Below are 17,154 nucleotides of genomic sequence, written 5' to 3' on the forward strand. Positions count from 1 at the left end.
TTTGGCGACTTTGCTCCATTTGTCCACCTCGTTCTTGAGGAAGCGGCCGAACTCTTCCGGCGTGTCGCCCACCGGCTCCAGCGCGAGTTCGGCGAACCGTTGCCGCACCGTGCTGGTCTTGAGGATGGCAACGAGCTCGCGGTTGAGCCGGTCGACGATCTCCTTCGGTGTACCGGGCCGGCGCGAAGATGAGAAACGGTTCGATGCTTCGATCCTGCGGTTCAGGATCGCGTCGAGCATGCCTTGCGATCCGATGCAAGGCACCTGTACCAGCCCGCCGATGGGATCGCAGGTAAAGCCCGGGTTGTGCTCCATTCCGATCTCCGCTGCATTCTCGACCTGCTCGGCCGTGCCGCCCATCACAGCCGCCAAGCCCGCCGCCGCCATGGAACAGGCAACCCCTACTTCGCCCTGGCATCCGACTTCCGCACCCGCGATCGACGCATTGAGCTTGTAGAGGATGCCGATCGCGGCAGCTGTCAACAAGAACTCGACAACGCCATCAGCGTGCGGCACGCCGCTGAGCTCATGCACCGGCAAGGCATCCATCGTGAATGGATCGGGGCGTGCCATCGGGCTTCGCGCCGACATGGCATCGCGCTGAGCATTCGGCATGACGCCGCTGTGCGTCGAAGCAATGAGCACTTCACTTGCCGCGGCCAACGGGGCAACTGCCAGCGTCGACTACATGCGCCGGTACCCTCCACCGTGAATAGCCACGCTGAGGTCGACAGTGCCATTGCAGCAGCCAGGGCGACTGCGGGTGCGAAAGGGGTTCGAGTTGGCGTGCATCCTTCCATGGCCTCCGAAGACTTCGCCTTCATGCTGCAGGCCAAGCCAGGTGCGTACATCTGGCTTGGTGCGGACAGCGACAAGCCGGGCGCCGCGCTACACAACCCGCACTACGACTTCAACGACGGCACCTCAAGATCGGCGCCTCCTACTGGATCTCGCTGGTGCAGGAGCTCCTTGGGGAGCGTCCGAGCGCGCAGTGAGTTTGGCTTGCTTCCACCTGTGCCGCACACCGCAAGACGCGCGCGTCTTCGAAGCGCGGCCCGACGATCTGTAGCCCCACCGGCAACCCGCGCACGAGACCGGCCGGGACCGAGCAGGCGGGCATGCCGCAGTAGTTGAAAAGCGGGGTGAATGCCGCATGGCCGCGCGGGCCGGAAGGGCTGCCACCGATCACCGCAGGGCCGAGCTGATCGATCGGCCATGCGGTCACCGGCGCGGTGGGGCAGAGCAACAGGTCGAAGCGCTCGAAGAAGCGCAGCAGGCTGGCGCCGATACGCTCCCTCAGACGAAGCGCTTGCGCCACGTCGCCAGGCGTGATCGCCGCGCCCGCATCGATCTGTGCGACGAGGTCGGGGTCGATGCGGTCACGCGCATCCGCGAGCCGATGGCCATAGAGCGCGTGCAGCCCGGCCTGCTGCAATGCCAGAAGCGGGTACTCGCGCGCTTCCGCGGGCCAGGCAGGGTCCGCGTCATCGATCTTCCATCCTGCGGCGCGCAGCGCATCCACCCGTTGCTGCAGCGTTTGCAGCACGTCCTCATCGACGGCGAAGTCGCAGCCGAGCCGCGGACTCCACGCGATGCGCAGGCTGGCCGGGAACGGCATCGCCAGTGCGTGCCCGGCTTGCAGCGCCACGGCAATCGGCACCGCGGCCGGATCGCCTGCGTCGTAAGCCAGCAGGTGGTCGTAGAGCCACGCGCAGTCGGCAACATTGCGCGCAAGCGCCCCGATCACGGATAGCCCGTAGTTCGGCTCCGGGAAGCCCCAGGGGTGGGGGATCAGCCCGGCACTCGGCTTGAGGCCGACCAGACCGCAGTGCGCCGCGGGTCGGCGCGTGGAGCCGCCCGCGTCGGTCCCCAGCGCGAGCAGGCCCAGGCTCGCGGCCAGGGCCGACGCCGCACCGCCGGACGAGCCGCCAGGGGTCAGCGACGGATCCATCGGATGGCGCGTGGCGCCATACAGCAGATTGGAGCTCACGCCCTTGCAGGCGAATTCCGAACAGTTCGTGATGCCAAGCATGACGGCGCCATGGCTGCGCAGCCGCGCCACGGCCCAGCCGTCGCGAGGGGCCACGAAGCCGTCGAAGAGCCGCGAGCCCTGCGAGACGCGGCGCCCGCCGACCCAGAGGTTGTCCTTGACGGTGAAGGGCACGCCGGCCATCGGCAAGGCCTCGCCATCGGCCAGGCGGCGGTCGACCGCTTCAGCCTCTTCCAGTACCAGCCGTGCGTCGAACTGCACGATGGCGTTGAGCCCCGGGTTGAGCCGCTCGACCCGCGCGATGAAGAAGCGCGCGACCTCGACTGCCTTCAGCGCGCCCGCGCAGACGCGGGCAGCCAGCTCGCGCGCGGTCCAGCTGGCCATCGTTCCTTCGCTCATGCCGTCCTCCCGAAGAGGCCGGCCAGCGCGGGCGAAACCCCGGCCACCGCGCGCCCGCCCGTGGGGGCGACGCTGCCCACCCGGGCCTTGGGCAGCCGTAGCGAGACCATGGCCAGCGCCAGCGCCACCGCGCAGCCCACGCCGTCGAGCAGCGGCACATCCATCTCGGGCTGCAGCGCCTCGGCCATCGAGGCCATCGCGGCGCCGGCCAGCAGCACCGCCTCCGCGCCGTCCCGCTCCACCAGCCGCCGCGCGCCTGCGAGCACGGCCTCGCGCACGGCATCCGGCACGTCGAAAGTCTGCTGCGGCGTGACGTCCAGTGCCTCGATGCCCGCGAGCCGCGAGGCCAGGCCATAGCAATCCGCCAGCTCGCGGTAGAGGGGCCCCATGCGCGCGCCATAGGTGAGCAGGCCGATGCGCGGCGCCACCGTCGCGCCGGCCAGCAGACCCGCCTCGGTCATGCCGATCACCGGCATGTCGAGCAGCTCGCGGCAGGCCCACAAGCCGGTGTCGAGCGACACACCCAGCACCACCGCATCGCAGCCGTCCGCATGCCGTGCCACGAGTTCGAGCACGCCGTGCTGCGCCAGCGCGTTCTCCGCCCGGGAGCCGATCACGCGCGGCCCGAAGTCGCCCGTGACCGCGAGCAACTCCGTGCCCGGTGCGGCACGTGCACGCGCCGCCGCCAGCACCGCGTCGGTCACGGCCTGCATCATGTTCGGGTTGACCAGCAGCAGCTTCATCGCGCAGCTCCCGGTTCGACATTCGCCAGCCAATGCCGCGCGATCTGCTCGCGCGTGGCGCACCACACGCCTTCGCGCTGGCGGATGTGGGCCAGCAGCTTCGCCAGCCCCTGGATGCGCCCCGGCCGGCCGATGATGCGCGTGTGCAGGCCGACGGACATCATCCGCGGCGCGTCCTCCGATTCGCGCAGCAGGCATTCGAAGGCGTCGATGGCGTAGTCCGCGAAGTCGTCGCCGCGCACATAGGCAAAGCTGTCGAAAAAGCGCATGTCGTTGGTGTCGAAGGCGTAGGGCAGCACCAGGTGCGGCTTGCCTGCCACGGGCACGTAGTAGGGCAGGTCGTCGTTGTAGGCGTCGCTGTCGTAGAGGAAGCCGCCGTGCTCCACCAGTAGCCGGCGCGTGTTCACCGAAGCCGAGGACTTGGTGTGCCAGCCGACCGGCGCGCGGCCGTGCAGTCGGCGGATGCTTTCGGCGCTGCGGGCGATGCGTGCGCGTTCCTCGTCCTCGGCCATGCCGGCGTGCGATTCCCAGCGCCAGCCGTGGCAGCAGATCTCGAAGCCCTGCGCGCTGGCGTCGCTGGCCACCCAGGGCGTGGCTTCCAGCGCGCGGGCGCAGGCGTTGAGCGTGAGCGGAATGCCGTGCGCCATCAGCAGGCGCGTGACGCGCCAGTAGCCCACGCGCGCGCCGTACTCGAACTGGCTTTCCATGCACAAGTCGGGCGCGCCCACCACTTCATGGTTGACTTCATGCCGGCTCTCGTTGCGCTCGTCGCCCGCGCTCAGCGCGAGCTCGGCGCCTTCCTCGATGTTGAGGACGAAGGAGACGGCCAGCCCGGCGCCGCCCGGCCAGCGCGGCGAAGGGTAGTTCCACCGATAGCCGGAGAAATCGCGTGCGCTGTTCATGCCGAGGCCCTGGCCCGTTGCCACAGCGCGACCGACGCTTTCTGCGCGTCGCGCAGGATCGTGTCGAGGTCGGCTTGCGTCGGCCGCCCCGATTCGACGACCCGTTCGCCATCGACCCACACATGCTCCACGTCACGGCCCTGCGCCACGTGGACCAGGTTGCCCACGGGGTTGATGCAGGGCACCAGGTGCGGACGCCGGAAGTCGAAAGCCACCATGTCCGCGCGCTTGCCCACTTCCAGCGAGCCGATCTCGTCGCCCAGGCCCATGGCGCGGGCGCCCTCGATGGTGGCCATGCGCAGCACGTCCGCCGGCTGCCAGAAGTCGCCGACGCCGTCCTCCTGCAGCCGGCCGATCGCCAGCGCCCAGCGCAGCACCTCGACCATGTCGGCATGCATGTTGTCCGTGCCGAGCGCGAAGTTCGCGCCCGCGCGGCGAAGGGCGGAGGTGGGCGCGCGGGTTCCGCCCGTCGCATTGCCCTTGGGGATGTGGGCCACGTGGATGCCGGCGCGGCCGCAGCGGGCGATGTCGTCCGCGTCCAGGAACAGGCAGTGCGCGGCCAGCAGGCGGTCGTTGAGCAGGCCTGTCTCCTCCAGCAACTGCGGCGGCGTGCGACCGGAGCGGTGCAGCACCTGCACCACCTCCTTGCGGCTCTGGGCCAGGTGCGTGTTCACGCGCAGGCCGTGGCGGCGCGAGGCGTCCGCGATGTCGCGCAGCAGCGCGTCGGAGCAGGTGTCCGGCGCATGCGCCGATAGCTGCACGCCCGCGCGGCCGTCGAACTTGCCGTGCCAGCGCGCGGCGAGTTCGAGCGCCTCGCCCAAGGTGCGCTCGCCGATTTCGCGATGATGCTCCCAGTGGCCGTCGCCGATCAGCGAGAAGTCGGCGTCGTGGATGCGGCCGCAGCTGAAGACGCGGCCGCCGAGCGCCGCCATCGCGGGCAGCGTCAGGTCCGCATGCACATAGGTGTCGTTGATCAGCGTGGAGCCGAAGAGCAGCGCCTCCGCCGTGCCGAGCCGCGCCAGCGCCACGGCCTCTTCCGGCGTCACGTCGTGGCCGTGAGGGATGCCGGGGGTGTAGGCCGGCGCGAAGCCCAGGTCCTCGGCAACGCCGCGAACCATGGTGAGGATGGCGTGCGTGTGCACGTTGACGAAGCCCGGCGTCAGCACGCGGCCGGCCAGCGAGACGCGCCGTGCTGCCGTGGCACCGGGCGGGAGCTCGTCCGCCGGGCCGACCCAGGCGATGCGCCCGCCGGTCACGCCGAGCGCGCCGCGCTCGATGACGCGCATGCACGCATCGACGGTGACGATCGTGAGTTCGGTGAGCAGAAGATCGAATGCGCGGGTGCCTGTCATCGAGTCAGCCTATTCATGCAGGTGCGCCAGGAAGCGCCGCGTGCGCTCCATCTCCGGCGCATCGAAGATTCGCGAGGGAGAGCCTTGCTCCACCACCGCGCCGCCGTCCATGAAGACCACGCGGTCCGCCGTCGAGCGCGCGAAGCGCATCTCGTGCGTCACCGCGACCATGGTCATGCCGGCCTGCGCGAGCTCGCGCATCACGTCGACCACCTCGGTCACGAGCTCGGGGTCGAGCGCCGAGGTCGGCTCGTCGAAAAGGATCAGCTCCGGCCGCATCGCCAGCGCCCGCGCGATCGCGACGCGCTGCTGCTGCCCGCCGGAGAGCTGGGACGGGCGCTTGTCCAGGTGGTCCTGCAGGTGCACGCGCGCCAGCTCCTCGCGGGCGCGCTCGCGCGCCTCGGCCGGCGTGAGGCCCAGCACCCGGCGCGGACCCATCGCCACGTTCTCCAGCGCCGACAGGTGCGCGAAGAGGTTGAAGCGCTGGAACACGAAGCCGATGCGGCTGCGCTGGCGCGACAGGTCCGCCTCCGGCCGCGCCCGGCCCCGCGCGTCGCGGCCGATGCTCTCGCCGCGCAGGCTGATGCGGCCGGTGTCGGGCGCCTCCAGCCAGTTGAGGCAGCGCAGGAAGGTGGTCTTGCCCGAGCCGGAGGGGCCGATGATCACCACCGTCTCCCCTTCGTTCACGCTCATCGACGCTTCGTGCAGCACCTGCCGCGCGCCGAAGCTCTTGCACAGGCCCGTGGCCTCGAGGACGGTCGTCACCATACGGGGAGCTTTCTTTCCAGCCAGCGCGACAGCCACGCGAGCGATGAAACGGTGAGGTAGTAGTAGAGCGCGATCAGCACGAAGATCTCGAAGGGCGCGAAATGCACCGCGATCACCGCCTGGCCCGCGCGCGTGAGCTCGTAGACCGAGATCACCGACAGCAGCGCCGAGCCCTTGACCAGCGTGATCAGCTCGTTGGTCGCCGGCGGCACCACCGAGCGCAGCGATTGCGGCAGCAGCACGTGGAACAGGATCTGGTGGTGCCTGAGGCCGATGGAGCGCGCGGCCTCGGCCTGCCCCTTCTCGATGGAACCGAGCCCGGCGCGGAAGATCTCCGCCAGGAAGCCCGCCGCGTTGAGCGACAGCGCGATCACTCCGGCCCAGAACTCCGGCAGGTTCACGCCGATCACCGGCAGCGCGAAGTACACGAGGAAGATCTGGATCAAGAGCGGCGTGCCGCGGATGAAGTCCACGTACGCCCGCACGAACCAGCGCGCCGGCGCGAAGCGCGACATCGACGCCAGGCCGAGCACGCCGCCCAGCACCAGCCCGATCAGCATCGCGAGCGAGGAAATCTTCAGCGTCATGAGAAGCCCGGTCCCGAGCAGCGGGATGGACTTCTCGACAAGAACCCAGTCGAAGACCATGGCTCAGGCGAGCGAAGGCACGGCGTCGGGCAGCTCCATGCGGAAGCCGAACCACTTTTCCTGCAGCTTGTAGAGCGAGCCGTCGGCCTTCAGCCGGCGCAAGCCCGCATCGAGGAACTGCACGATCTCCGGGTCTTCCTTGCGCGCGGCGATGCCGGCCCAGTTGTCGCCGCCCATGCCCTTGACGATGGCGTACTTGCCCGGCGCATCCTTCAGCACCATGGCCAGTGTCGCGAGGGTGTTGAGCACGCCGTCGACGCGGTTCTGCGCGAGCGCGACGTAGGCCGAGGGATGGTCGTCGAAGGTGCGGACTTCCTTGAAGCCGGCGCCGCCCGCCTGCTTCAGGCTGGCGTTGATCTTCTCCTGCAGGATCTGGCCGGGCGAGCCCAGCTTGACGGCCACCACGCGGCCGTTGAGGTCCGACATGCCCTTGATCCTGCCCGCGTCGTCCGCGCGCACCAGCAGCGACTGCGAGGCCTCCGTGTAGGGGATGGAGAAGGCGACGCGCTCCAGCCGCTCCTTGGTGTAGCTCATCGAGCTCATCACCACGTCGAATTTCTTCGCGTAGAGCGAGGGAATCACGCCGGCCCAGGCGGTGTCGACGAAGTTCGGCCGCACGCCCAGCGGCTTGCACAGCAGCTCGGCCAGTTCCACGTCGTAGCCGACGATCCTGCCCTCCTGGCGGTAGGTGAAGGGCACGTAGGCGGCCTCGCAGCCGATGCGCAGCTCGCCGGAAGCCTTGATCTGCGCGAGGGTGGTCGCTTCGGCGGCGAGTGCGAAGCGGGGCAGCAGGGTGCTGGCGCCTGCGGCCAGCAGAAGTCGGCGGGAGAGTTGGGACATGGAGGGTTCCTTGAGTTGAAGATGAAGAAGAGAAGGGAGGAGGGCCGCGCTGCTCAGGGCAGCCGCGCGGCATAGGTGTCGGTGGGGATGGCGGTGGCCAGCGAGCGGCGGTAGATGCCCTCGACCGCCGCGAGCACCGGCGCCACCGAGGCCTCGGCCTCGGTGTACTTGCCGGCGAGCGTGTGGAATTCGTTCTCGATCTCGCGCAGCAGCGCGGCCTCGTCGATGCGGGCGAGCGCGCCGCGCTCGATGGCGACCTCGCCGGCCACCATCGAGAAGTCCAGGCCCGCGCCGCGCTCCGCATACACGAGTTGGCGCACGGGGTCGTTGAAGGGCGTGAAGGTGACGGTGTCGGTGCGGTAGGCCACCAGGTCCGCGATGGCGCCCACGCGCAGCGAGCCCAGCGCCTCGCCGAAGCCGAGCGCCCGGCCGCCGGCCAGCGTGCCGGCATGCAGCGCCTCGTGCGCCGAGAGCCAGCGCGAGGGCTCGTCGCCCCGGAGCTTCGACACGGCGGCGGCGCTCCCCAGCACGTTGAGCATGTTGACCGTGACGGTCGAGCACGAGCCGTCCGAGCCCAGGCTCACGTTGACGCCAGCGTCCAGCAGCTCGCGCACCGGCTGCACGCCCGAGCCCAGTTGCAGGTTGCTCCACGGGTTGTGCTGTGCGGTGGCGCCGCCGCGCGCCAGCGCGTCGATCTCGCGCGGGTTGAGCCACACCGCGTGGATCAGGCTGGTGGCCGGCTTCAGGAAGCCGATGCGGTCCAGGTACTCGACGATGGGGCAGCCGTAGAAGAGCTGCCCGGTCACGACCTGCATCCGCGTCTCCTGCACGTGCGTGATGACGGGCAGCGCGAGCTCGTCCGCCAAGCCGCGCACGGCCATCAGGAAGGTCTCCGTGCACCGCTGCGGCGCCGAGGCCGACACCAGCACGCCCACGCGCCGCTGCTGCGGATGGTGGTCCTTCGCGAGATCGCGCACCAGCGCCAGGCAGTCCTCCGGCGCCGGGCGCGGCGCGGCGCGAAGCTCGGCCGCGAGCGCGGGCGGGAAGTGCGCCTCCACGAAGGGGAAGTTGTCCACGATGGGCTTGTCCATCATCGCGAAGCCGACCAGCGCGCGGATGCCCGCGTCCTCGTAGGCCTGCAGCACCGCGTCGATGCGTTCGCGGTCGATCGCGGCGCCCAGCGCCATGTCGTCGACCAGCGTGGTGCAACCGGTGCGCAGGCTCTCGATGGCGCCGATCATCGTGCGCAGGTACACCTGGCGCGGCGTGAGCGCGACCGGGATGCGCGTGCGCACGAGGTGCATCCAGAGCTCCAGCGGCAGGTTCTCGGTGCGTCCGCGCTGGAAGTGCTCGTGCGAATGCTGGTGGCCGTTGACCAGGCCAGGCACCAGCAGGCGGTGCGAGAGATCGACGACGGTGTCCGCGCCGCCCAGCGTGCCGGCGGGCGCGATGGCCGCGATGCGCTCGCCCTCGACGAGCACATCGAGCGGCTGCGGGTCGAAGGACAGCGTGTCGCCCAGCAGCGCGGTGGCGTTGCGCAGCAGGGTTCGTTTCTTGCTCATCTGGAAGCTCCTGAATCGCACGGAGAAAGATCGCCATGAACGGCATGACGGAAGACGAAGCCGACCTGTGCTGGATGCGGATGGCACTGGCCGAAGCCCGCGAAGCCCACGCCCGCGGCGACTGGCCCACCGGCGCCGTGCTGGTGAAGGACGGCCGCCTGCTCGCGCGCGGCCAGAACCGCCAGAACACGCAGGGCGACCTCACGGCCCACGCCGAGCCCGACGTGTTGCGCGCGGCCTTCGCGGTGCACGGCCCGCAGGCGGCGGAGGGCGCGACGCTCTACTGCACCATGGAGCCGTGCCCCATGTGCGCCGGCGCATTGAAGCTGGCCGGCGTGCACCGCCTGGTGCTGGCGCTGCGCCATTCGCGCATGCAGCGCAGCGACCTCGGCGGCTACTCCATCGAGGCCTTCTGCGCGATGACCGGCTACGTGCTGGAACTGCGCGACGGCATCCTGGAGGAGGACTACCTCGCGCTGCGATTGCGCTGGGGCGGTGACGCGCATCACCGGAAATGACGCGAGATGCCGGCCACGCGTTCCAGCACCACCATCAGCACCATCGTCGCCGCGATCAGCACGCCCGACACGGCGGCGGCGCGCACGTCGAGGTTGGATTCGATGATGTGCCACATGCGGATCGGCAGCACCTCGCTGCGCGCGTCCGACAGGAAGAGCGACACCGCCACGTTGTCGAAGGAGTACATGAAGCCGATGAAGGCGCCGGCCGCGATGCCGCGCGCGATGAGCGGCAGCGTCACCGTGCGGAACACGTAGAAGGGCGAGGCGCCCAGCGAATGCGCGCTCTCCAGCAGGCTGCCGTCCATCTGCAGCAGGCTGGCCGAGGTGGTGCGCAGGATGTAGGGCGTGGTGATCGCGATGTGGCCGATGACCAGCGTCCAGAAGGAGAGCCCGGAGCCCGCGAGGTTGAAGAGCATCAGCAGCGAGAGCCCGATGGCCAGCGATGGCAGCATCAGTGGCGACAGCAGCACCGATTCGAAGGCGCGCGCCCAGGCCTCGCGCCGCCGCGCCAGCGCCAGCGCCGCGGCGACCGCGAGCACGATGGACACGGCCGTCGCGATGAAGGCCAGCTCCAGCGACAGCAAGAAGGCCTCGATGAGTTCCGGCGATTCGTTCCACAGCGCCATGTACCAGCGGCTGGAATAGCCCGGCGGCGGGAACTTGAGCGAATAGCCGCTGGTGAAGGAAGTGACCAGCACCACCACCGTCGGCGCCAGCAGCAGCACGGCCGCGAGCACGCCCAGCGTGCCGAACACGGCCCAGAAGGAGCGCCGGTCCAGCGCGCCCGAGGCGGATTCGGGAGCGGCGCGTGAAGGCACCGCGGGCGGCACCAGCGTTCCGGAGACGAATTCTTCAGGCATGGACGAACCCCCGGCTGCGGCGCCCGAGCGCGTTGATGGCGACCACCACCGCGAGCACGAACACCAGCAGCAGCATGGCGACCGCGGCGGCGAAGGGGTAGTTGTTGGCCTGGATGGCCTGCTGGTACATGTAGTAGGGCATGAACATCTGCTGCCCGCCGCCCACCAGCGTCTGCGTGACGAAGGCGCTCACGCTGGAGGCGAAGACCAGCAGCGATCCGGCGAGGAGCCCCGGCATCGACAGCGGCAGCGTCACCTGCACGAAGGTGCGCCAGTGGCCTGCGCCAAGCGCCAGCGAGGCCTGGCGCAGGTTCGGGTCGATGTTCATCAGCGCGGTGATGAGCGGCAGCACCATCAGCGGCAGCTCGATCTGCGCCAGTGCCACCGCCACCGCGCCCTGCGTGTAGAGCAGCTTCACCGGCTCCGCGATCAGGCCGAGGTCCAGCAGGGCGGTGTTGACGATGCCCTGCCGCCCGAGGATCACGACCCAGGCGAAGGTGCGCACCACCGAGCTGGTGAGCAGCGGCAGGATGATCAGCAGCATCAGCGGCCCCTGCCAGCGGCCCGGCACCTGGGTATAGAGGTAGGCGAGCGGAAAGCCGATCAAGAGGCTCAGCGCCGTCACCTCGAGCCCCAGCCACAGCGTGCTGCCGAGCACACCGAGGTTGAAGCCGTCGGTGAGGAACTTGGCGTATTGGCCGATCCCAGCCTGCGTCATCGCGGTATCGTTGTGCAGGCTCACGTAGGCGAGCAGCAGCATCGGCGCCAGCACGAAGACGGCGAAGAAGATGCCGAGCGGCAGGCTCAGCGGGAGGGATGGCGAGGACGAAGGGGCGGAAGCGGCCATCGTCGTCAACCCGCGAAGACACCAGCTGGCGAGCCCGCCCGGAGGCTCAGGCCCACGCGGTCGCCGGCCGCGTAGCGCGGCAGTTCGGCATTGCGCGGCTGCGTGACCTTCACCGTCTTGCCGTTGGCCAGCAGCAGTTCGTAGACCAGCGAGGGGCCGAGCGGCAGCACCATTTCCACCGTGGCGGGCAGCGCGGCCTCGGATGGCGCGGCCAGGCTCAGGTGCTCCGGCCGCGCGGCGACCACCACGGCGCCGGCGCGCGAGCAGGGCGAGGCGCGGTCCAGCAGCAGGGCGCCGCCGCCTTCGCAGGCGACGGGCCAGCCTTCGTTCGCGCGCGGCCCGAGCCGGCCGCCCAGCAGGTTCGCGGTGCCGATGAAGGTGGCGACGAAGAGCGTGGCCGGCCGGTCGTAGATGGCCTCGGGCGTGTCGAACTGCTCGACCCGGCCCGCGTTCATCACCGCGATGCGGTCGGCCATGGACATCGCCTCTTCCTGGTCGTGCGTGACCAGCACGGTGGTAATGCCCAGCTCGCGCTGGATGCGCTTGATCTCGATCTGCATGTCCAGCCGCAGGTTCTTGTCCAGCGCGGCGAAGGGTTCGTCCAGCAGCAGCACGCGCGGCTTCACGGCCAGCGTGCGCGCCAGGGCCACGCGCTGCTGCTGGCCGCCGGAGAGCTCGCGCGGGTAGCGCTTGCCGTAGTCGCTCATGCGCACCATGGCCAGCATCTCGATGGCGGTGACGTTGGCCCGGTGGGCCGGCACGCCGCGCGCCCGCAGGCCATAGGCCACGTTGGCCGCCACCGTCATGTGCGGGAAGAGGGCGTAGTTCTGGAAGACGATGCCGGCGCCGCGCTCGTTGGTCGGCAGGGCATCCACCACGTCGCCGCTGATGCGCACCGCACCGCCCGTCTGGCGCAGCAGGCCGGAGACGATGCGCAGCAGCGTGGTCTTGCCGCAGCCGCTCGGGCCCAGCAGGGCGACCAGTTCACCGGCGCGGATCTGCAGCGACACCGACTCGACCGCCGTCGATCCGGCATAGCGGTGATGGATCTGGTCGAGAACGACGTCGACGCCGGGTGCCCGGTCGGTAGCTTGCATGCGTTGTTGCCCCTTGTTGGCAGGCGCCGGGATGCGCCGCGATGCCTGCAGCGACTCAAGAAACGTGCCACGCGCGGAGAACCGTGCTCGATCCGCCTCGTTGATGGACACAAACGGGAGAAAGATTGGACACAATCACAAATCATGTTGTGCACAAAAAGGTGCGCAGCGGACCATGTTGGCGCGCGGCGGCGCACCGTCGTGGTGGGCGTGTGGAGCTCGGTGGGGTGCGTACGAGGGCAGGCCCGGTGGCACAGAGATTGCGCTCCCAAGCTCCGCCTGGACCTCAGGCGCCGTCCCAAGAAAGGAATTCCATGAGCATGTCTCTGTCCCGCCGCAGGCTGTTGCAGGGTGCCGCCAGCCTCGGTGCCGCCCACTGGGCCGCGCAGGCCGGCCTCGCGCAGGCGCAAGGCAAGTCGATCTCCGCCACCACCTACCCGGGCGCGTGGGAATCCGCGCACCGCAGCATCCTGCTGCCCGCCTTCGCCAAGGCGACGGGCGCCTCGACCACCCTCGTGTCCTCGCTCGCGGTGGACACGGTCTCCAAGGTCGTGGCCTCCAAGGCCAACCCGCCCTTCGACGTGATCATCCTGGACGAGGGCCCCTACCTGGCCGCGCTGTCGCAGGACATCTTCGAGAAAATCCCGGTCGACAAGATGCCCTACCTGAAGGACGTGCCCTCCAAGCTGGTCGACCCGCGCGGCCTCGGCGTTTTTGTCTCGGGCCAGATCATCGGCATCGCCTACAACACCGAGAAGATCAAGAACCCGCCGAAGTCCTGGAATGACCTGCTCAAGCCCGAGTACAAGGGCCGCATCGGCCTGGCCGGCATGGGCTCGACGCTGATGTCGGCCTGGATGGTGGAGATCGCGCGCCTGAACGGCGGCAGCGAGGAAAACCTCGAGCCCGCCTTCCAGTTCGTGAAGAAGCTGCTGCCCAACGTCAGCGCCGTGGCCAGCAACCCGGGCTCGCTCGCCACGCTGTTCCAGCAGGGGCAGATCGACATCTCCGTGCACTACAACAACAACGTCGGCGACCTGCAGGGCAAGGGCGTGCCGGTGGCGCTGGTGAAGCCGGACACAGGCTGGATCCACATCAAGAGCGTGATGCACATCGTGAAGAACACGAAGAACCCGGACCTGGCCGCAGCCTACATCAACGCGGCGCTGAGCCCGGAGGTGCAGACGCAGATGGCCGCCGCGCCGTACTTCGTGGCGCCGGTGAGTTCCAAGGCCGTGTTCAGCCCGGGCCTGCAGGCTTACGCAAAGAACACGGCGGACATCGAGGCGATGAACGGCGTGGACTGGGCCAAGCTCAACCCGCGCCGCGCCGAGTACATCGACCGTTTCAACCGCGAGGTGAAGGTCTAGCCCATGAAGCGCGTGCTGCTGGGGATGCTGACCCCGTCGTCGAACAACGCGCTGGAGCCATTGACTTCGGCGATGCTGGCCGGCCTCCCCGAGGTCTCCGCGCACTTCGCGCGCTTCCGCGTGACGGAGATCTCGCTTCGCTCGCAGGCGCTCGGCCAGTTCGACATGGCGCCTATCCTCGGGGCGGCACGCCTGCTGGCGGATGCCCGCGTCGATGTGATCGCATGGAACGGCACCTCCTCCGGCTGGCTCGGCTTCGAGACCGACCGGCCTTGTGTGAGCGCATCACGCAGGAGACCGGCATCCCGGCCTGCACCTCGGTGCTGGCCTTCAACGAGGTCATGCAGATGACGGGGCGCACGCGCTTCGGACTGGCCTCGCCTTACCTGGAGGATGTGCAGGCGCGCATCGTCCAGAACTATGGTGCCAATGGTTTCGAATGCGTCGCCGAGCGTCACCTCGGACGCCACGTGAACTTCGAGTTCTCCGAAGTCACGCCCGAGCAGATCGGGCAGATGGTGCGCGAGGTCGCCGCCGCCGGCCCGCAATGCATCACGACCTTCTGCACCAACCTGCGCGCGGCGAACCTCGTGCCCGCGCTGGAGGCCGAGTTGGGCGTTCCCGTCTACGACACCGTCAGCACCGCCGTGTGGAAGGCGCTGCACCTCTGCGGCGTGGACACCCGCCGCGTGGAAGGCTGGGGCCGCCTCTTCGCCGAGGTGCATTGACGGGTACCATCCTGCACAGACATGGCCATCACCACCCCCCGCCGCGCGCTTCGACCCTCGTCGAAGACCGCCGCATCGAAGACAGACATCTACGAGCGCATCTACGAAGCCGTGGTCGAGCACCGCCTGCTGCCGGGCACCAAGCTGACCGAGGAGCGGGTGGCGGAGCTGTTTTCGGTCAGCCGCACCCAGGTGCGCGGCGTGCTGCAGCGCCTGGCGGTGGAGCAGCTGGTCACGCTCATTCCCAACCGCGGCGCCTTCGTCACCACGCCCAGCGCGGACGAGGCGCACGACGTGCTCGAGGTGCGGCGCACGCTGGAGCCGGCGATCGTGCTGCGGCTCATCGACCGCATCGCCGAGGGCAAGGCGCCGGGCGCCATCAAGCAGCTGCGCGCGCTGGTCAAGCGCGAGCAGCAGGCGCATGCCAATGGCGACCGCCGCGCGGCGGTGCGCCTGTCCGGCGAATTCCACGTGCAGTTGGCCCAGCTCTCGGGCAGCAGCATCATGGTGCGCATGATGCGCGAGCTGACGCCGCTCACCTGCCTGGCCATCCTCACCTTCGAGGCACCCACGGGCGCCGCCTGCCCCAACGACGAGCACTCCAGCCTGATCGACGCGATCGAGGCGGGGCAGAAGAAGACGGCCACCGCGCTCATGACCGACCACCTGCACCACATCGAGAAATCCCTCAACCTCCACGCGGAGGAAGAAGCCGAGATCGGGCTGGCCGAAGCGCTGCTCGGCTAAAACGCTTCGCTCCTGCACGGCCGCCGGGTGACCGCGCGGCCGTTTTCTTGCCCGCGCTCCGCATGAAGAAATGCTGGACACGATTTGTCTCGGGATTGGATACAAAATGGCATGGCGCTTGCATGTCCCGTGGCCATGGACATGCCGGACCCCCTCTTCGACCTGCTGCTGCTCGACGTCGTCGCGCTGACCGCCGATCCCGCGCAGCCCGAGATCCGCGACTGCGCGATCGGCATCCGCGACGGCCGCATCACCTGGCTGGGCGCGCCGCCCACGCGCTGGGAAGCAAAGCGCACGCTGCGGCTGCCGGGCCACTTCGTGACGCCGGGCTTCGTGAACGTGCATACGCACGGCATCCTCACCATGGTGCGCGGCGTGGCGGCGGACCTGGGCTTCGCGCCTTCGTACACGTCCGGCATTCCCAAGGGCACGAAAGTGAATCCGGCGCAGGCGCGCGCACTGGCGCGGCTCGGCGCGCTCGAGGCGCTGATGTTCGGCTCGACCGTGATTGGCGACAATTTCGTGCATGCCGACGTCGCAACGGAGGCGATGGCCGAGCTCGGAGCGCGCCTTGCACCCAGCTGGCGCATCCATGACGTGGATTTCGCGCGCGTGGCCGACGGCCACTGGCACCACGACCCGGCCATCGGCCGCAAGACGCTGGAGGCCGGGCTTGCGCTGCATGCGCGCTGGGCCGGGCATCCGCGCGTGCGGGTCAACCTCGCGGCGCATGCCGTCGACACCTGCTCCAACGGCTTCCTGAAGGAGGTTGCGGCGGCCTCGCAAGCGCACGACCTGCGCGTCAGCACGCACCTGGGCCAGAGCGAGGTCGAGGTGCAGCGCGTGCGGGAGCGCACGGGCAAGACCTCCACCGAGGTGCTTGAAGAGACCGGCCTGCTCAACGAACGCCTGATGGGCGGCCATTGCATCTACGTGAGCGAAGAGGATGCACGCCGCATGGCCGCGGCCGGCGCGCACGCGGTGCACATCCCCAAGTGCAACGCCACCTCCGGCCGCCTCGCGCCGACCCCGATGCTCAAGCGCGCGGGCGTCAACATGGCACTGGCCACCGACACGCAGCACGGCGACATGGTCGAGCTGATGCGCTGGGCGCTGGTCACCGCGCGCGTGCAGGAAGGCCGCGTCGACGACGAATGGCAGCCGCACGACGTCTTCCGCATGGCCACGATGGGCGGCGCCAGGGCGCTGGGCATGGAAGCCGAGATCGGCAGCCTCGAACCCGGCAAGGCGGCCGACCTGGTCGTCTTCAACGCCAACCGGCCGCACCTGCGCCCGCACGTCAACCCACTCGGCAACCTGGTGCACACGGGGCAGGGCAGGGACGTGCGCATGGTCTTGGTCGAGGGTGAGGTGCTGGTCGAGGACGGCCTGCCCACCCGCGTCGACATGGAAGCCGTCTGCGCCGAAGCCGAGGCCGCGAGCCGCGCGCTGTGGGGAGCCGAAGGCAAGCACTACTGAACCACCTTTTTCACGCAAGGAACGATCGATGAGCAAGATTCCCGTGGTGGACCTGGCTGGACGCGATCGTGAAGTCCACCGGCCTCGAGCGCGGCGTGGCCGGCGAGGCGCTGAAGAACGTCTTCCCCGACACCGCCCTCTACCGCAAGAGCACGCTGGCCATCGGCACCATGATGAAGGACCTGAAGTACACGAGCGGCAACAACGCCGCCGAGTTCGAGAAGCGCATGGACTACTCCTTCATCGAGGTCGCGCTCGGCAAGAAGAAAGGCGCGCTGGGCTACTAGGCACGGCCCGCACCC

General features: G+C 69.3%; 16 protein-coding genes and 3 pseudogenes. 7 read left to right on the plus strand and 12 right to left on the minus strand.

Translation table 11 applies throughout. The annotated features are described in order from the left end of the window. Positions 1-237: 237 nt before the first annotated feature. Positions 238-501: pseudogene (locus ACSQ9I_RS37885) on the minus strand (L-serine ammonia-lyase, iron-sulfur-dependent, subunit alpha); the annotation flags it as partial. Positions 502-528: 27 nt separating this feature from the next. Between ACSQ9I_RS37885 and ACSQ9I_RS37890 the strand changes: the two are divergent. Continuing rightward, a pseudogene (locus ACSQ9I_RS37890) lies at positions 529-906 on the plus strand (M20/M25/M40 family metallo-hydrolase); the annotation flags it as partial. A gap of 34 nt (positions 907-940) precedes the next feature. On the opposite strand, the gene ACSQ9I_RS37895 reads toward ACSQ9I_RS37890, so the two are convergent. From ACSQ9I_RS37895 to ACSQ9I_RS37930, 8 genes are read right to left on the minus strand one after another with little or no spacing between them, the layout of a single operon-like run. Further along, a complete protein-coding gene (locus tag ACSQ9I_RS37895; RefSeq protein ID WP_436317054.1) occupies positions 941-2,389 on the minus strand; it encodes an amidase in 1,449 nt (482 codons plus the stop codon). Further along, complete coding sequence (locus tag ACSQ9I_RS37900; RefSeq protein ID WP_436317055.1) at positions 2,386-3,132, minus strand: aspartate/glutamate racemase family protein; 747 nt, start codon at positions 3,130-3,132, stop codon at positions 2,386-2,388. The genes ACSQ9I_RS37895 and ACSQ9I_RS37900 overlap by 4 nt, the downstream gene beginning before the upstream one ends. Beyond that, positions 3,129-4,034, minus strand: a complete 906-nt coding sequence (locus tag ACSQ9I_RS37905) for a polysaccharide deacetylase family protein (RefSeq protein ID WP_436317056.1) — start codon at positions 4,032-4,034, stop codon at positions 3,129-3,131. Before ACSQ9I_RS37905 ends, ACSQ9I_RS37900 begins: the two co-directional genes overlap by 4 nt. Continuing rightward, positions 4,031-5,386, minus strand: a complete 1,356-nt coding sequence (locus ACSQ9I_RS37910) for an amidohydrolase family protein (RefSeq protein WP_436317057.1) — start codon at positions 5,384-5,386, stop codon at positions 4,031-4,033. Before ACSQ9I_RS37910 ends, ACSQ9I_RS37905 begins: the two co-directional genes overlap by 4 nt. A gap of 9 nt (positions 5,387-5,395) precedes the next feature. Continuing rightward, positions 5,396-6,154 (minus strand): amino acid ABC transporter ATP-binding protein, encoded by a 759-nt coding sequence (locus ACSQ9I_RS37915; protein WP_436317058.1) that lies wholly within the window; start codon positions 6,152-6,154, stop codon positions 5,396-5,398. Next, a complete protein-coding gene (locus tag ACSQ9I_RS37920) occupies positions 6,148-6,801 on the minus strand; it encodes an amino acid ABC transporter permease (RefSeq protein ID WP_436317059.1) in 654 nt (217 codons plus the stop codon). The genes ACSQ9I_RS37915 and ACSQ9I_RS37920 overlap by 7 nt, the downstream gene beginning before the upstream one ends. A 3-nt stretch (positions 6,802-6,804) precedes the next feature. Then, positions 6,805-7,641 carry a transporter substrate-binding domain-containing protein gene (locus ACSQ9I_RS37925; protein ID WP_436317060.1) on the minus strand — a complete coding sequence of 279 codons (837 nt, stop codon included), beginning with the start codon at positions 7,639-7,641 and terminating at the stop codon, positions 6,805-6,807. A 53-nt stretch (positions 7,642-7,694) separates the two neighbouring features. After that, a complete protein-coding gene (locus ACSQ9I_RS37930) occupies positions 7,695-9,203 on the minus strand; it encodes an amidohydrolase family protein (RefSeq protein WP_436317061.1) in 1,509 nt (502 codons plus the stop codon). A gap of 35 nt (positions 9,204-9,238) precedes the next feature. Between ACSQ9I_RS37930 and ACSQ9I_RS37935 the strand changes: the two genes are divergently transcribed. Further along, the gene (locus ACSQ9I_RS37935) at positions 9,239-9,721 is read left to right on the plus strand and encodes a nucleoside deaminase (RefSeq protein ID WP_436317062.1); all 483 of its coding nucleotides are present in this window, start codon (positions 9,239-9,241) and stop codon (positions 9,719-9,721) included. Here the strand turns inward: ACSQ9I_RS37935 and ACSQ9I_RS37940 are convergent. From ACSQ9I_RS37940 to ACSQ9I_RS37950, 3 genes are read right to left on the minus strand one after another with little or no spacing between them, the layout of a single operon-like run. After that, entirely contained in the window at positions 9,709-10,584 is an 876-nt protein-coding gene (locus ACSQ9I_RS37940) for an ABC transporter permease (protein ID WP_436297219.1), read from the minus strand. The genes ACSQ9I_RS37935 and ACSQ9I_RS37940 overlap by 13 nt on opposite strands. Then, positions 10,577-11,431, minus strand: a complete 855-nt coding sequence (locus ACSQ9I_RS37945; protein ID WP_436297218.1) for an ABC transporter permease — start codon at positions 11,429-11,431, stop codon at positions 10,577-10,579. The genes ACSQ9I_RS37940 and ACSQ9I_RS37945 overlap by 8 nt, the downstream gene beginning before the upstream one ends. Positions 11,432-11,436: 5 nt before the next feature. After that, positions 11,437-12,528 carry an ABC transporter ATP-binding protein gene (locus tag ACSQ9I_RS37950; RefSeq protein ID WP_436297217.1) on the minus strand — a complete coding sequence of 364 codons (1,092 nt, stop codon included), beginning with the start codon at positions 12,526-12,528 and terminating at the stop codon, positions 11,437-11,439. Positions 12,529-12,848: 320 nt separating this feature from the next. On the opposite strand from ACSQ9I_RS37950, the gene ACSQ9I_RS37955 reads away from it, so the two are divergent. From ACSQ9I_RS37955 to ACSQ9I_RS37975, 5 genes and pseudogenes are all read left to right on the plus strand, one after another. After that, complete coding sequence (locus ACSQ9I_RS37955; protein ID WP_436317063.1) at positions 12,849-13,898, plus strand: ABC transporter substrate-binding protein; 1,050 nt, start codon at positions 12,849-12,851, stop codon at positions 13,896-13,898. A 3-nt stretch (positions 13,899-13,901) separates the two neighbouring features. After that, positions 13,902-14,626 (plus strand): annotated as a pseudogene (locus tag ACSQ9I_RS37960) (maleate cis-trans isomerase family protein). Between the two features lie 21 nt (positions 14,627-14,647). Further along, positions 14,648-15,373: a GntR family transcriptional regulator gene (locus ACSQ9I_RS37965; protein WP_436297215.1), complete on the plus strand. Its 726-nt coding sequence runs from the start codon at positions 14,648-14,650 to the stop codon at positions 15,371-15,373. Positions 15,374-15,514: 141 nt separating this feature from the next. Further along, the gene (locus ACSQ9I_RS37970) at positions 15,515-16,852 is read left to right on the plus strand and encodes an amidohydrolase family protein (protein WP_436297214.1); all 1,338 of its coding nucleotides are present in this window, start codon (positions 15,515-15,517) and stop codon (positions 16,850-16,852) included. Positions 16,853-16,920: 68 nt separating this feature from the next. Then, complete coding sequence (locus tag ACSQ9I_RS37975) at positions 16,921-17,139, plus strand: hypothetical protein (protein ID WP_436297213.1); 219 nt, start codon at positions 16,921-16,923, stop codon at positions 17,137-17,139. Positions 17,140-17,154: the final 15 nt, after the last annotated feature.

Source organism: Variovorax sp. LjRoot84 (assembly GCF_964254305.1).
Lineage (GTDB): Bacteria > Pseudomonadota > Gammaproteobacteria > Burkholderiales > Burkholderiaceae_C > Variovorax.